The organism is Halothece sp. PCC 7418 (genome assembly GCF_000317635.1).
Classification (GTDB): Bacteria; Cyanobacteriota; Cyanobacteriia; order Cyanobacteriales; family Rubidibacteraceae; genus Halothece.
This window is the reverse complement of the sequence record NC_019779.1, coordinates 4092155-4106241: the sequence shown is the minus strand read 5'-3', so window position 1 is coordinate 4106241 and position 14087 is coordinate 4092155. Positions and strand designations below refer to the sequence as shown.

Sequence of the window (14087 nt, the reverse complement as noted above, 5' to 3'; positions counted from 1 at the left end):
TTACAAAGGGGGGTTAGGGGGGATTCCCCTTACAAAGGGGGGTTAGGGGGGATTCCCCTTACAAAGGGGGGTTAGGATCTATTAATGTTTAAATAACAATAAGGCTAGAAATTAGGAAACGCTTCTAATCAATTTCCCAATCCCTAACCAATTATAGAGCAATTTTCAGACGGATGAGATACAGTTTTAATCCTTGTTATTTTTCAAGAAATGAACTAAATTAAACCCTTTTGTATCTCAAAAATCGCCCAATGAATTCAACGATCAACTATTTTTTGATATCCCGAGCCATGTTTCTGAACATATCTAAGCTCGAATCTGACTGCCGACGCTCTTGAATTTGAGGGTCGTCTTTTGCAGAATACATTTGACCTTCTTGAACGTTTTGTTCAGAAGATTGTGCCGATGGTTGAGGTTGAGTAGGCTGATTCTTCTTTTTAGAAAGTGACTTTTTCTCTAGTGCAGAAACTTCCTCAACTTGCTCCCCGCCTTCGGGATTACTGACACTTTTCGGGAAACTTCTTCTAACGGTATTGGGCTTACGCATATAGTCAATATCGCCAAAAGTTTTCGCCTCATCGGGATCGAGATAAAAGGCTTTCTGTTTTTTTTGTCCCCCGTTTTGATTGTTATCGTCTGAGTTACCGCCAAAGATGTTTTTAATGAATCCGACCATGAGTAATTATTCAGTCCCTGAAAACAGAAGTTTATAATGCTTAATCTTTTTTTAAGGTAACATAGTTTTGACCACAAACGCAGGGAAACCCAACCTCTATCGCGACTGATGACTGACGCTGCTGTTAACCGCAATCCTCTTGTTTCTCCCGTCACGCCCGATCTCCGTCTGGTGATACTCGACATTGACGGGACAATTTCTGGTACATCCAATGAAGTGAATCCTGCTGTCGTTGAAGCCCTACAAGCTGCGAAAAATCAGGGGATTCAAATCGCGATCGCGACAGGAAGAATGTATCGTTCTGCATTATACTTCGCTCAAGCCATTGGTGCAGATTTGCCGATTATTTGCTATAACGGGGCTTGGATTAAAGATTCACAAACAGACGAAACCCTTTGGCATTTACCTGTACCGAGGGAGTTAGCCCGAGAATTACTCGACTATTGTGAACATCCCGAGAGGCGATCGGATCTTGATGTCCATTTTTATCTGAATGATGAATTATATGTGCGGGAAGTAACAGAAGATACCCGACTCTATATCGAACGCAGTCGGATCGAAGCCAATGCAGTGGGAGACTTGCGGAATATTTTAGATCAACCGCCAACCAAAGTTCTCGCCATGAGTAATCAACCTGAGGTGACAAAAACGTTACTTTCGACGCTGCAAAAACAGTATTCCCGAGAAGAGTTATATTTAACTCAATCCAATCCTTACTTTTTTGAAGCCTGTCATCCTGGCGCGAGTAAAGGAAAAGCAGTGCGTTATCTAGTGGAGGAAGTTTTAAAGTTAGAGGCAAAAAACACGATCGCGATCGGAGATAATTTTAATGATCTCGAAATGCTACAGTATGCAGCCATTGGTGTGGCGATGGGAGATGCACCGCCAGAAGTAAAAGCCCAAGCAGATTGGGTTGCGCCTGATGTGGAAGCGGATGGCGTGGTAGAAGCGTTAGAAAAGTTTATTTTGAAGGGTTAAATATCTCTTTATATTCTACTCGTTTAGCGCGATAGTTGTCGCCATTAGTCTATTTTTGTTCCTCAACTGACTAAAAAACACGATTTAAGAAAATGTCCGAATTTAATGCTTTATTTAATACCATCACCGAGTTAGTCTTATGTCATTCTCCGAGTGGCGCAGAACAAGAAATCGATCGCGCTTTATTAGAAAAATTTAACGCAATTGGCGTGGAAAATTGGCAAGATGAAGCGGGAAATATTATCGCCAAAATTCCAGGTCAACAGTCTGATTCTCCTGTGGCGATTACCGCCCATAAAGACGAAATTGGCACAATTGTCAAATGTGTCCGAGAAGATGGGGCGTTAGAAGTGCGTCGCTTAGGGGGGTCGTTTCCTTGGGTGTATGGAGAAGGGGTGATGGATATTCTCGGCGATCGCGCAACGATTTCTGGGATTCTCTCCTTTGGATCTCGCCATGTCTCCCACGAATCCCCGCAAAAAGCCCAACAAGAAGACCAACCGCTATTCTGGGAAAATGCTTGGATTGAAACCAAATGTAGTGTCGAAGAATTAGAAACCGCAGGAGTCCGTCCAGGAACACGGGTTGTGATTGGCAAACATCGCAAGCAACCGTTTCGCCTTAATGAAGATTATATCGCCAGTTATACCCTAGATAACAAAGCATCCCTCGCCATTTTGTTAGATTTAGCCCAACAGATTCAAAATCCGCCCCAAGATGTTTATCTGATTGCTTCAGCGAAAGAAGAAATCGGCGCGATCGGCGCGTTATATTTTACGCAGAATCAACGCCTTGGTGCACTAATTGCTCTCGAAATTATTCCCCTTGCGCCCGAATATTCCTTTACAGGCGGAGAAGCCCCTGTGTTACTGTCTCAAGATGGATATGGCTTCTATGATGAAGGGTTAAATCAAGAAATTGTCCAAGCTGCTAAAAAGGCAGATGTTCCGCTACAACCAGCAATTATTGATGGGTTTGGGAGTGACGGATCGATCGCGATGAAAATGGGTCATGTTTCGCGGGCTGCTTGTTTAGGCTTCCCCACTGATAACACCCACGGGTATGAAATTGCACACCTGAGCGCGATCGCGCACTGTACCAAAATTCTCGCTCATTTTGCCACCAGCCCACAATTCTAGCGGTCACTGATTTCCATCGAGGAACGAAATACAAAATATTTCAAATGGTTTTGCTTTGCCTCATACATCGCAATATCCGCATCACGGAGCATTTCCTCAGGATAGTTATAGTCTGGACGATCAAGGACAATACCAATGCTGCTGCTAATGTTCACCACTTCCCCATTCAGATAGGTGGGTTCGGCAAATGCAGAATGAATGCGATTAGCCACTTCAATCGCGTCACTTTCGCCAGTAATGTCTTCAATAATCACCACAAACTCATCTCCTCCCAAACGCGCCACTGTATCCATCTCTCGCAGACATCTTTGTAAGCGATTGGCAACTGTCACTAACAGTTCATCTCCTGCATCATGACCCAAGGTATCATTGACCTGCTTAAAGTCATTCAAATCAAGAAATAGCAGCGAAAAGTGGATTTCATCTTCTGTACTGCGTCGCCGATAAATCTGAAACGTATGTTGCAAGCGATCCATCAGCAAACTACGATTGGGCAGTTGGGTGAGGGCATCGTGCATGGCTTGGAAATGCAGTTGCTCAGCGAGTTCTCTTTTTTCTTGAAGTTCAAGATTCACTTGCTCGTAAAGTTCGGATTGTTGAATCGCGATGCTGACTTGTTCTGAGAGTCGTTGCAGAAAAGTGACTTCACCGCCTTGCCATTCCCGACTTTCGTGACAGTGTTGCGCGATCAAAAAGCCCCAAACCTGTTCTTCTTGTAAAATCCCTAAAACGAGATTCGCTTTCACTTCATAACTGCGTAGCATTACCCGATGGCAAGGCTCTAAGTCGGCTTGGTCAATATCAGCAATCTTTTGAATATAACCTTCCTGAAATCGAGAGAGATAATAAGGAGATTGCAAACAGGGATCATTAATCTCTTTATTCAAAATGGAGATGCAGCCTTCTTCCACTGATTCTGCAATCACTTTTGCTGCCTCACCCTTGATGCGATAGATTAAAACACGGTCTGCTTGTAAATAATCACGGATTTCTTGAACCGTTTGATCTAAAACCAATTGCAAGTCTAAAGATTGGCGAATGCGAGTGGCGACTTGAGTCAGTAATTGTTTTTGTTCCGCTTTTTCTTCTAACAGAGATTCTTGTTGTTTCCGTTCAATGGCGAGAGCAGCAACTTTCGAGGCAATACTAATTAAGTCTTTCTCGTAGGGCGTGGGATGGCGTGGAGTGTGACTGTAGAGAGCGAATGTTCCTAAAACATCACTATTGGAAGACAAAATAGGCATTGACCAACAGGATTTTAAGCCATAAGTACGCGCCAGATCTTGGTAGTCTTCCCAGAAGGGATGGGTTTCAAGATCGGCAACAATAACTAGTTCACCACAGGCAGCAGTATGTCCGCAACTACCGACTCCTTTACCAATCTCAATACCATTAATCGCTTTGAGATATCCCGTGGGTAAGTTAGATTGACCACAATGCCAGAGTTGTTTCCCTTTCAGTAATAAAATTGACCCCATTAAGCCTTGCGTTTGCTGTTCAATCAAACGAATCAGTTCAGTAAAAATCGTTTCTAGATCATTTCCTTCAGCTAAATCTTCGAGAATTTCTTGTTGGGTGGCGAGGAGTTGTTCTTGCCATTTTTGCTGGCTGATATCCACTAAAATGCCGTTCCAAACTATGCCATTCTCGGTTTGCATCGGCATGGAATTGCCTTTAATCCATTTTTTTTCACCGTCAGCGAGAGTCACTTCAAATTCACAATCCCAAGGGGTCAAATGGGTTGCGGAGTATTCAACTAAAGATTTAAGACGAGATTGGGTTTCGGAATCTAAGACTTCCCACATTAAACGGGGATTGTCTAATACTTGCTGTGGCGTAATACCATATAGCCTTTTGATCCCTTCACTCATAAAGAGGAACTGTTCGTTTCCTTTTCTATCAATAAGATACTGATGTACGGCTCCTGGAACCGCATTTGTAATTTCTTGTAACTTTTGTTCACTTTCTTGCAATGCTTGTTCAATGAGTTTTTGTTCAGTAACATCAAAAATTACCGTATCCCAGACGATCGTTTTGTTAGAAGTTTCCTTGGGATTTCCCCGTCCTTGTAACCATTTTTGTTTTCCAGAGGGGGTCGTCGTTCGCCATTCATGAAACCATGGTTGTAACGTCGCTGCCGACAACATCACTGATTCTTGCATCGGTGTGACATCATCACGATGAACCATATCCCATAAAATGTTTGCATTTTCTTCTACATCCTTGGCTTGAATTTCCCAGAGTTTTTCGCACACGGGACTCATATAGGGAATTTGGATCGATCCATCAGGATAGAGAATATAGCGCAATAAAGCAGCAGGAACATTCTGAATTAATCCTTTAAATTGGGCATCACTTTGTTTTAAGTTTTCTTCGACTAAGCGACGTTTAATTAGTTCTTTTTTCAAGCGGTAATTAGTAACGATAATGATGGTAATAATGCTAAGGGTACTAATGGCGACGACAGCAGTAATCACTTCTTCTACCCAAGGAGAACGAACAGTTAAGGGTTGGAAGCCCAATAACCAATGGTGTAAGGCTTGATGATAGACAGAATTAGGGGTATTTTTAAGTGTAACTAGATGACGATCAATTAAATTCAGTAACTCCTGATTTTTTCCTTTTGGTGTTGCCAGATGAATTTGTGAACTGTTGACTAAAAGGCTTCGTTGAATGTTGTCATAGGTTTGAGTAAAACCTTTCCCAATAAATTCGTTGGCAACCGCAATGTCAACCTTTCTCTGATGCAGTTGCTCAAAGAGCGCACGAAAACTACCTAATTCTACCCAGATCGGTGCAATGCCTAATTTCTGAGCGCGATCGCGCAGTAAGTCTTCTTGAATACTCCCATCCAGCACCGCCACCCGCTTTTGATCCAAATCGGGTAATTCATCCACGGTGATCCCATTCATGGTGTATAAAAAAGAGCGAGCATTAAACACCACTTCCTGATTAAAATCAAAGCGTTGTTCTCTTTCAGGGGAATAGGCAACATCCACCATCAAATCTAATTTTCCCACTTCCAGATCCGACAAACATTGCTCCCAAGTGCAAGGAATATACTGAAGGCTGAGATTTTCTGCTTCGGCGATCTCATTCATCAAGGCTGGGAAAAAACCAGAAACTTGTCCCTCCTCATCTAGAAACACTTTCGGTTCATTTTGATACACTCCCACCCGAATCATCTCTTTCTTGACCGCGATTCCGCCCCGATTAGTCAGTACCAGAGCCAATAACATTGTCACACAACTCGATAATATTCTTATCACGCGATGATTGGATTGGAACATAAAACAAATTGATTTTCATCAAAATCTATCCTTAATGATACCCGATTAGGGGAGAGCCGAAAATCTCATTACCTCCTCAGTGAAAGAAGTCACTCCCCCCGATCAACAGAAAAATTAATTAAATCTGATTAAGTAAAAATACAGATTAGAATCGTTAAAACTAATCTTAACAATTTTTTTCTCCAATAGAGATGAATCCTTAGTTGGGATTGGTGAAAGCAAGTTAAGCTGAGAAGTAGGGATACTAATCGGGGAGGATTAATCAATCCATGTCAAACCAATTTGGATTCGGCGATATTCTACAAAAAGCCTTTTACTTTGGTGTCGGATTAGCAGACTACGCACAAGAACAAGCAGCCGAGCGGTTCAAAGAACTCCGAACTCAAGGACAAAAACTCGCCGATGAGTTAGTCAAACGGGGGGAAATGAACTCAGAAGAAGCGCGTCAGTTTGTGGAACAACTGATTTCTGAAGCGCAACGGGGACAAGCCCAATCTTCCACAGATTCCTCACAACAAGGCGAACCGCGACGCATTGAAATTATTGAAGAGGAGGAAGGAACAAACCAACAAGAAAAGCAACCCTCAGCAAACAGTGAAGATGAGGATCTCGATACCCTTCGCCAACAAGTGGAAGCCTTAAGAGAAGAATTAAAACGCCTCCACAAAAAATGATGCTTGCTTAGTAAAGGGGGGAGGGGGGGATCTGAAGTTAAGCTACTTTTAACAAATGAGATCATATAGCAATCAGCAACGATTCATGAGAATTGTTTGTTGCCTTTTGCCTGGGGCAACTTGCCTTAAACCAGAATTGCTGTCTCACAACTGATTCCTAACTGCTATATTGCTATACCTTTTTCTTGTGAATTAATCAAAAAGTAAGAAAGAAGCATCGATGAAAGCCCTCAAAACGCTTTCAGGACTGATCCTGTCAATTAAATTTCTGAGGAAGAAGCTCTTCCTTCTAACTGATCAAATTGTTTACCAATCGATTCTGGTAACACTGTTCCAACTCGGGATAGCAACACAGCGCCAAAGCCAAAGAGCGTGACCATCAGAACAATCAACCCACCCGCAACGGGAATGATGCTAATGACTCCAAGAATCACCATTCCCAGAAGAAAAGGTTTGATTCTAGCACCGTCTTTACCCAGTGGCGTTTGTTGACCCACCCATAAGCCTGTTGTCACACAGCCGAGTAAGCCTGTCACTGCTAAAGCTAAATTAATGATCGGAATCAGCAAAAATCCTAAAACACTTCCTCCAATCAATCCTGTGACGAGGATGACTAGAATCATTGCTCCTAGTCCCCACATCGCACTCTTAAACGGATGTTGGCTCATGGTTTCGGCAATCGTATTGAGATGTCCAGGCAGTAACAGCAATAAGAAAATGCCAAAGGCGATAATAACTAGAATGGAGGCAACATTGAAGATGACACTGCCGAGATAAAGTGTACCAAAGAGTCCCAACTGCTTCACCAGGTCAGTTGCCCCACTTAAAATTTCCACTTCATCCCCATTGACGATCGCGCTGTCTGCTTTCACAATACTTCCCGCGATCGCGACAGCATTACCGCCCACTTGTGCATTAGCCTCCAGAATCACATCACCACCAATCGCAGTGGCATCTTGCGTCACCCGTCCTCCTTCTAAAATCGTCACGGAACCGCCAATAGCAACTGCTTCTGTTAAAACTTGATTTTCAGTCACTGTAACATCTGTGCCAATTTTGACCACCTCTGTTATGTCTTCATTCTCCGCCGTCGCCATCCCTGAACTGAGAATAAAGAGTGCTGAGAGCAGTCCCAGTATGATCAGTTTAATCGCCTTCCCATTCATTGGTTTACCTCCTTTGTATTGGTTAGAAATTCTATTTCAGCCCTTGCAAACACTTTCTTGAAATGGGTTCGCAAAATGATTTAGAGTTTATATCCGATTTGCCTCAATAAACTCTGGCGTGCTTTCACATCTTTGGTGCTTTCCCGTCCTTTGAGAGAAAATCCATCCACAACGCCAATAATCCCTCGTCCTTGTTCGGTCTCAGCAATCAGCACCTCGACGGGATTAGCGGTAGCACAGTAAATGTGACACACTTCTGGACACTGCTTGAGGGCATTTAAAAAATTCAGGGGATACGCCTCTTGCAGGATAATCACAAAGCTATGTCCTGCGGAAAGCGCTTCACCATTTTTCGCAGCGATCGCGCTGAGAGCCTCCTCATTACCAGCAACACGCAACAAACAATCTCCTGAAGCCTCACAAAAGGCTAAACCAAACTTCACCTGAGAAGAACCGCCCACCATAATCTCATACAAATCCTCAACGGTTTTAATAAAGTGAGCTTGACCGATAATAATATTCGCTTCCTCAGGAATTTCCATCTTGACAGACTTAATTTCAATCGCCATTGGTGTTTTTTTGGTCATTAGTCATTGGGTAGAGACGTTCGATGGAACATCTGTCATTTGTTAGTGGGTAGTTTTTCTTCTTCTTTACTATCCACTATCCACTGATAACTGGTCGCTGTCCTCAACCGACTCAGAAACGCTATAGATCAATTTAAGTTATAGTTTATCTCCTGATCTTTTTTTCGGAGGCAAATATTAATAATTACGAATTAAATTGTAATCAATACAAATTGAGCCGTAGCTTCTGCCAAAACCTCCTTTCAGCCAGAGTTACGACTCCTTCTCACACTAACAATGAGTGCGATCACGATTGGTTATTTAGGATTGTTTTTGATGATTTCGTTACGGGTCACCTTCCCTTTTTTCTCGCCCTTGATTAGGAATTATTAATGTTAAATTCTTCAGGAATGTTGAACCACTAAAACATGACACGGGGCATGATGAACAACATAATTACTAACACTTCCTAACAAGATTTCACTCAGACCTCTGCGTCCACGACGACCAATAACAATTAAATCAACTGCATAACGCTGAGCCAATTCACAAATTAACTTCCCTGGTTCGCCGACCCCATATTCATAATCGGCTTCTAGTCCTTCTTGATTGGCTAATTCTTGGCAAGAACGTAACCAAGCATTTAATTCTTCGGTTGTTTCTTCCACTAACCGATCCGAAAAAGCAAGTGTTTCTCCCTCGTATAAGCCTGCATAGGGCGTGACATGACTGGCGACTAAAACATCTTGTCGTGCGGGGAAATGATTAATGGCATGAAAGATAAACAGATGGCTGTTGTCTTTTTTCGCAAGCGCGATCGCGCTGTCAAACACCTCTGAATGATTAGGTTTTGATTGTTCTTCACTCCGAGGCTCAACGGCAACTAAAATTTTATTATATTTTGCATTGACTGCCTTGCTTTGAATACTCATAGTTGAACCTACCCCTCGCTTTTAGAATTTATTCAGGGCAATATGGTTTTAATTGATCCTTTCACCTCTATGATGACATACGTATTTAAGCAAGAAAGAATTTCTGTAATAGTTTTTATTGGTCACTGTTCGTTTTTCACCCCCTCACCTTGTCTCCCTCTCACCCCAACTCCCCTTCCCCTTGCAAGTAGTGCTATAGCTAATCTCATTCTTGACGTTTAAGCGGTAACGCTTGTTGTAGTTGAATCAACTCATCTCGATGGGCTTTCACCGTAATCAAACTTTGAGATGTTTCCTCAGTTGGAGGAGTATCTAACTTCAGCGATACTTGTTCCACACGCCCAGCCTTTTTCCAATAGAAAATACCAGCGAGAGGGGTGAGCAGAGTAATTAAAAAGAACGCACTACGATAACTCAACTCACCAAAGTAAAGGAAAAGCACCAAGCTAATACAAAGTAACCCCGAACCAGCTAAGACAGATAAAAAGATCGCCAGAAACCAACTTGGTTGCACAAAGCCTTCGAGAGTCACTTGTTCTTGATCGGGATCAAAGGATTTGACCTTGTAGGCTCGTTGGAAGAAATAGGCTTTCACTTTCGGTAGTAAATCCGTTTCTGGCAAATCAGCACCAAATTGAACTTCTGTGGTGCGATCTTTAACAGAAGCGCGAATAAAGAAAAATAAACCAATTAAAAGTAAGACGGTTAGAAATAAGGTTGAAGATAAAACAGGAATATTAATCACAATCAGAGAAAAATAGAGACTTGAAGCTAATATATCAATTTTGAGGACACTTGTGGTTAGCGTATGTCCGCCACAAGTGAGCCAATTCCTCCGCTTGTTGCTGATTATCGGGTGATATTTTATACATCTTGCGAGGACGACCCCTCCCTTTGAGCTTGCGCCAGTATCCTTTGATGGTTCCAGATTGCTCAAGGAATTTTAAGGAACTGTAAAGCACCGTATCGGATAATCGGTACTGGGGATAAGTTTCTGTCAGTTGTTCAATTAACTCTGTGCCATAAGACTCTTTATGTAACAAAATATCAAGAATGTAACAAACAGCGAGTTCTCGATTGAGATAAGTCGGAGGAGGATTATCGAAAAATTGATAGATGTCTTCAAATTTCATGGGCTTGACCGCATCAGCTTGTAATTAAGAAAGTAATTTAAGGTCAATCAGGAAGTAGAGGATAATTATTGATTAAACTACTAACAAAGTAAGGTAATTCGCGATAATTGTCCATTAAATTATTTTTCTTTATTTATAAAAAAAGAAATATTCTCAAACTGCGAAAAATCATTGAAAAAATTCCATCGATTTTCTGGGAAAGTTTCAAGATCATCTAGCGTTTCTTAGTCTGTTGAGGTCTAGCGCTATAAGCACTTGTCCCCTCGACAATAAACAGGACTCATCTAAAATAAGGGCATAGCGTTGTCTCTGAAGCGGTCAAAGATTAATGGATAATAAGCCAGAAGTAAGCTCGTCTCTCCCCCTTGCGGTGAAACGCGCCTCGTCCTCCTTAAAAGTCGGTGGTAATTTTGGGTTATGGGTGCAACTGGTCCTTGGTGTAGTCTCTGCAGTGACCTTGTTAGTTGCTTCTCCCAATTTAGGGGGACAAGATACCACACAAGCCACGGGTGTTGGGGTCTTTTTTGCTCTCGGCGGAATTGTTGCTCTTGGGGTTAGTATTTATTTTTGTTTTCGTTATACCCGCATTTCCCGTCGCTTAGCTACTGCTGATAGCGGATCTCGCCCCAGCAGAGCGGTGATTTTGCGTCAACTGCGCATTGGACTCATTGTTAATTTAGTGGGGTTGTTACTCACGATTTTGGGAGCGCAAGCCATTGTTGGGATTGTGTTAGTTAAGTCTTTAACGCAACCGCAATTAGTCATCGGTGCGAAACCCCAAGAATTTGTGAATTCCATTGATTTGCTAATTATTCAGGCAAATGTTAATATTATTGCCGCTCATTTCGCTGGGATTCTTTCTTCTCTGTGGCTGACAGAACGTTTAAATAAATGATTGATTGTTGATCTTTTGTTCTGGATTTGAGAAACCAGTAACGAATGACCAATGACTAATGACTAAAGGAGGTTGATGTGCTAGAGCTAAAACGGATTCGTCAAGAACCAGAAGTTGTCCAAGATTTATTAAATCGACGTAGTTCCGACTATCAAATTCAAGAAATTTTAGATTTAAGTGAAGAGCAACGTCGGTTAGAAGGAGCGCGATCGCGCTTACAAGCTCGTACCAATGAAATTAGTAAGGAAATCGGGCAAAAGATTAAATCCGGATTAGCTCCCGATAGCGAAGAAATCCAAAAAATTAAAACTGAAAGCAACGAACTGAAACAACAACTCAATGAGTTAGAGCCACAAGAAAAAGATCTGAAAGCAAAAATTAAAACTCTGCTTTTATCGCTCCCCAATCTTCCTAGTGAAACCACCCCCGTGGGGAAAGATGAAACGGAAAATGTTGAGGTGCATCGTTGGGGAGATGAATATTTACCTGCTAATTCTAAAGCGATTTTACCTCATTGGGAAATTGGGGAAAAACTCGGAATTTTAGAGTTTTCTCGCGCTGTTAAAGTTGCCCAGAGTCGCTTTGTTAGCTTAGTTGGAATGGGAGCAGCCCTAGAAAGGGCTTTAATTAGCTTTATGCTGGATCAGCAGACAAAAGCGGGATATTTGGAAGTAATGCCACCCGTTTTAATTAATAGTGATTCTCTCACTGGAACTGGACAATTACCAAAATTTGCAGAAGAAAGTTTTCAGTGTCAAGGGGATGATTTGTGGTTAGCCCCCACCGCAGAAGTTCCCGTGACTAATTTATATCGGGATGAAGTTTTAGACGCAGATCAACTGCCCATTTATCATTGTGCTTATACTCCTTGTTTCCGACGGGAAGCAGGAAGTTATGGTAAGGATACAAGGGGACTGATTCGTCTTCATCAGTTTAATAAAGTGGAGTTAGTGAAACTGGTACGTCCCGAAAATTCTGCGGAAGAACATCAAAGTTTAGTCCAAAATGCAGAAGCGATTTTACAAGCATTAAAACTTCCTTATCGCGTGATAGAATTATGTACAGGTGACCTCGGTTTTGGGGCAGCAAAATGTTACGATTTAGAAGTTTGGTTGCCTTCTTCTCAAACCTATCGGGAAATTTCTAGTTGCTCTAACTTTGTAGATTTCCAAGCCAGACGCGCTAATATTCGTTTTAAAGAAGCCAACAAAAAAGGGACACAGTTTGTTCATACCTTAAACGGCTCTGGGCTTGCTATTGGACGCACCATGGCTGCTATTTTAGAAAACTATCAACAAGCAGATGGGACCGTAACAATACCTGATGTTTTACAGCCTTATTTACATCAAACTGTCCTGAAAAGATAATTGTTGGGTTTACCCTGCAAACCCTAGGACTATAACTGACCAAAGGTCACGCGCAGGCCCCTTCCGTGACAGAAGGCGTAATCTTTGACAAAACTTCTGAAAGCCTGATTCTATCCTAGGTTGGGCCTGCTATAGCAATCCCAAAGCACGAAGAACAAAAATTGCTAGATTAATGATTAATTCTCTTTCTCCCAACTGCCATATTTTTCTTCATAGTAGTTCAGAATGTCATGGTAATATTGTCTTTCTTCTGAAGAAAGGGTGGAAGAATAACTGAGTTGTAAGCCTTCCACTTGGCTTTGAAAGTAACTAAATGCTGAGGAAGATTGAGGAATAATTGTAACCTCAATCCCATCAAGTTGCCGTAAATGGGCTGCAATTTCTCGATAAACGGCAAGAGGAAGCGAGGGAATACTAATTTTTTCTGGTTGCTGAGAAGAAGACACGGTTGGATTATTTTTCGACAAAAAAGGGTAACAATTTCTTACTTTAGCATGAAGAAAAAAAGGAAAAAATATGAAAAGCTTTTAAAATTGTAGGAGAATCAGCGATGAAGGAAGAAACTGGGAAGCATGAGTGACGCAGAAGGAACTAAATTATTATTAGTTGATGATGAACCCAGCTTACAAGAAGCAGTGCAAGCCTATTTAGAGGATGAAGGCTTTATTGTCAATGTGGCAAGTAATGCTAATGAAGGATGGCAATTACTGGAACAGGATGCCCCAGATTTAGTCATTACTGATATTATGATGCCCCAAGTGGATGGCTATCAGTTTTTAGAGAAATTACGGGACGATCCTCGCTATAAAGGACTGCCAGTGATTTTCTTAACGGCAAAGGGCATGACGGCGGACCGCATTAAAGGGCATCAAGCTGGCTGTGATGCTTATTTAGCGAAACCGTTTGATCCTGATGAGTTGGTGGCGATTGTCAAGAATTTATTATCTCGTCGAGAAAGTATAGGTAGCAGTGGGGATAATACTACTGATTTAAGCGCGATCGCGCAACAAATTGCGGAAATTAAAAGTCTTCTCGGACAACAAGGCAATGTCAAAACCACCCCAAGTCCGATTAAAATTGACCTGACTCCTCGGGAACAAAGTATTCTTAATCTAGTTGCAGAAGGGTTAATGAACAAAGAAATTGCCCGTCGTCTTGAAACCAGCGTCCGCAACGTTGAAAAATATGTCAGTCGTTTGTTTAGCAAAACTGGAACCAACAGCCGAACAGAATTAGTCCGTTTTGCCCTGCAACATGGCTTAACAGAGTAG

General features: G+C 42.0%; 14 protein-coding genes. 6 read left to right on the top strand and 8 right to left on the bottom strand.

Annotated features, from left to right (window positions below; translation table 11 throughout):
• Positions 1 to 268: 268 nt before the first annotated feature.
• Positions 269 to 676, bottom strand: a complete 408-nt coding sequence (locus PCC7418_RS18875; RefSeq protein ID WP_015227783.1) for a hypothetical protein — start codon at positions 674 to 676, stop codon at positions 269 to 271.
• Positions 677 to 784: 108 nt separating this feature from the next.
• On the opposite strand from PCC7418_RS18875, the gene PCC7418_RS18870 reads away from it, so the two are divergent.
• Both PCC7418_RS18870 and PCC7418_RS18865 read left to right on the top strand, forming a co-directional pair.
• A complete protein-coding gene (locus tag PCC7418_RS18870; RefSeq protein WP_015227782.1) occupies positions 785 to 1654 on the top strand; it encodes a Cof-type HAD-IIB family hydrolase in 870 nt (289 codons plus the stop codon).
• Between the two features lie 92 nt (positions 1655 to 1746).
• Positions 1747 to 2793 carry a M42 family metallopeptidase gene (locus PCC7418_RS18865; protein WP_015227781.1) on the top strand — a complete coding sequence of 349 codons (1047 nt, stop codon included), beginning with the start codon at positions 1747 to 1749 and terminating at the stop codon, positions 2791 to 2793.
• Here PCC7418_RS18865 and PCC7418_RS18860 read toward each other — a convergent pair.
• Positions 2790 to 6083 carry a diguanylate cyclase domain-containing protein gene (locus tag PCC7418_RS18860; RefSeq protein WP_083885425.1) on the bottom strand — a complete coding sequence of 1098 codons (3294 nt, stop codon included), beginning with the start codon at positions 6081 to 6083 and terminating at the stop codon, positions 2790 to 2792. The two genes, PCC7418_RS18865 and PCC7418_RS18860, sit on opposite strands and share 4 nt — an antisense overlap.
• Before the next feature lie 269 nt (positions 6084 to 6352).
• On the opposite strand from PCC7418_RS18860, the gene PCC7418_RS18855 reads away from it, so the two are divergent.
• A complete protein-coding gene (locus tag PCC7418_RS18855; RefSeq protein ID WP_015227779.1) occupies positions 6353 to 6757 on the top strand; it encodes a phasin family protein in 405 nt (134 codons plus the stop codon).
• Between the two features lie 260 nt (positions 6758 to 7017).
• On the opposite strand, the gene PCC7418_RS18850 is transcribed toward PCC7418_RS18855, so the two are convergent.
• The 5 genes from PCC7418_RS18850 to PCC7418_RS18830 form a co-directional block, all read right to left on the bottom strand.
• Complete coding sequence (locus PCC7418_RS18850) at positions 7018 to 7923, bottom strand: hypothetical protein (RefSeq protein ID WP_015227778.1); 906 nt, start codon at positions 7921 to 7923, stop codon at positions 7018 to 7020.
• An 80-nt stretch (positions 7924 to 8003) separates the two neighbouring features.
• Entirely contained in the window at positions 8004 to 8510 is a 507-nt protein-coding gene (locus tag PCC7418_RS18845) for an adenosine-specific kinase (protein ID WP_015227777.1), read from the bottom strand.
• A gap of 383 nt (positions 8511 to 8893) precedes the next feature.
• Positions 8894 to 9421, bottom strand: a complete 528-nt coding sequence (locus PCC7418_RS18840) for a universal stress protein (protein WP_015227776.1) — start codon at positions 9419 to 9421, stop codon at positions 8894 to 8896.
• A 205-nt stretch (positions 9422 to 9626) separates the two neighbouring features.
• The gene (locus PCC7418_RS18835) at positions 9627 to 10166 is read right to left on the bottom strand and encodes a cofactor assembly of complex C subunit B (RefSeq protein WP_015227775.1); all 540 of its coding nucleotides are present in this window, start codon (positions 10164 to 10166) and stop codon (positions 9627 to 9629) included.
• Positions 10167 to 10200: 34 nt separating this feature from the next.
• Positions 10201 to 10554 (bottom strand): PadR family transcriptional regulator, encoded by a 354-nt coding sequence (locus PCC7418_RS18830; RefSeq protein ID WP_015227774.1) that lies wholly within the window; start codon positions 10552 to 10554, stop codon positions 10201 to 10203.
• Between the two features lie 328 nt (positions 10555 to 10882).
• Between PCC7418_RS18830 and PCC7418_RS18825 the strand changes: the two genes are divergently transcribed.
• A complete protein-coding gene (locus tag PCC7418_RS18825) occupies positions 10883 to 11449 on the top strand; it encodes a DUF3611 family protein (RefSeq protein ID WP_015227773.1) in 567 nt (188 codons plus the stop codon).
• Positions 11450 to 11526: 77 nt separating this feature from the next.
• Entirely contained in the window at positions 11527 to 12816 is a 1290-nt protein-coding gene (gene serS / locus PCC7418_RS18820) for a serine--tRNA ligase (protein ID WP_015227772.1), read from the top strand.
• Between the two features lie 176 nt (positions 12817 to 12992).
• On the opposite strand, the gene PCC7418_RS18815 is transcribed toward serS, so the two are convergent.
• Positions 12993 to 13262 (bottom strand): hypothetical protein, encoded by a 270-nt coding sequence (locus PCC7418_RS18815; RefSeq protein ID WP_015227771.1) that lies wholly within the window; start codon positions 13260 to 13262, stop codon positions 12993 to 12995.
• A 126-nt stretch (positions 13263 to 13388) separates the two neighbouring features.
• Between PCC7418_RS18815 and PCC7418_RS18810 the strand changes: the two genes are divergently transcribed.
• Positions 13389 to 14087, top strand: coding sequence for a response regulator transcription factor (locus tag PCC7418_RS18810; RefSeq protein ID WP_015227770.1), 699 nt, complete (start codon positions 13389 to 13391; stop codon positions 14085 to 14087).

Excerpts from the sequence above, each read along its gene's own strand:
- PCC7418_RS18875 (WP_015227783.1), bottom strand. The coding sequence starts at position 676 with ATGGTCGGATTCATTAAAAACATCTTTGGCGGTAACTCAGACGATAAC.
- PCC7418_RS18870 (WP_015227782.1), top strand. The coding sequence starts at position 785 with ATGACTGACGCTGCTGTTAACCGCAATCCTCTTGTTTCTCCCGTCACG.
- PCC7418_RS18865 (WP_015227781.1), top strand. The coding sequence starts at position 1,747 with ATGTCCGAATTTAATGCTTTATTTAATACCATCACCGAGTTAGTCTTA.
- PCC7418_RS18860 (WP_083885425.1), bottom strand. The coding sequence starts at position 6,083 with ATGTTCCAATCCAATCATCGCGTGATAAGAATATTATCGAGTTGTGTG.
- PCC7418_RS18855 (WP_015227779.1), top strand. The coding sequence starts at position 6,353 with ATGTCAAACCAATTTGGATTCGGCGATATTCTACAAAAAGCCTTTTAC.
- PCC7418_RS18850 (WP_015227778.1), bottom strand. The coding sequence starts at position 7,923 with ATGAATGGGAAGGCGATTAAACTGATCATACTGGGACTGCTCTCAGCA.
- PCC7418_RS18845 (WP_015227777.1), bottom strand. The coding sequence starts at position 8,510 with ATGACCAAAAAAACACCAATGGCGATTGAAATTAAGTCTGTCAAGATG.
- PCC7418_RS18840 (WP_015227776.1), bottom strand. The coding sequence starts at position 9,421 with ATGAGTATTCAAAGCAAGGCAGTCAATGCAAAATATAATAAAATTTTA.
- PCC7418_RS18830 (WP_015227774.1), bottom strand. The coding sequence starts at position 10,554 with ATGAAATTTGAAGACATCTATCAATTTTTCGATAATCCTCCTCCGACT.
- PCC7418_RS18825 (WP_015227773.1), top strand. The coding sequence starts at position 10,883 with ATGGATAATAAGCCAGAAGTAAGCTCGTCTCTCCCCCTTGCGGTGAAA.
- PCC7418_RS18810 (WP_015227770.1), top strand. The coding sequence starts at position 13,389 with ATGAGTGACGCAGAAGGAACTAAATTATTATTAGTTGATGATGAACCC.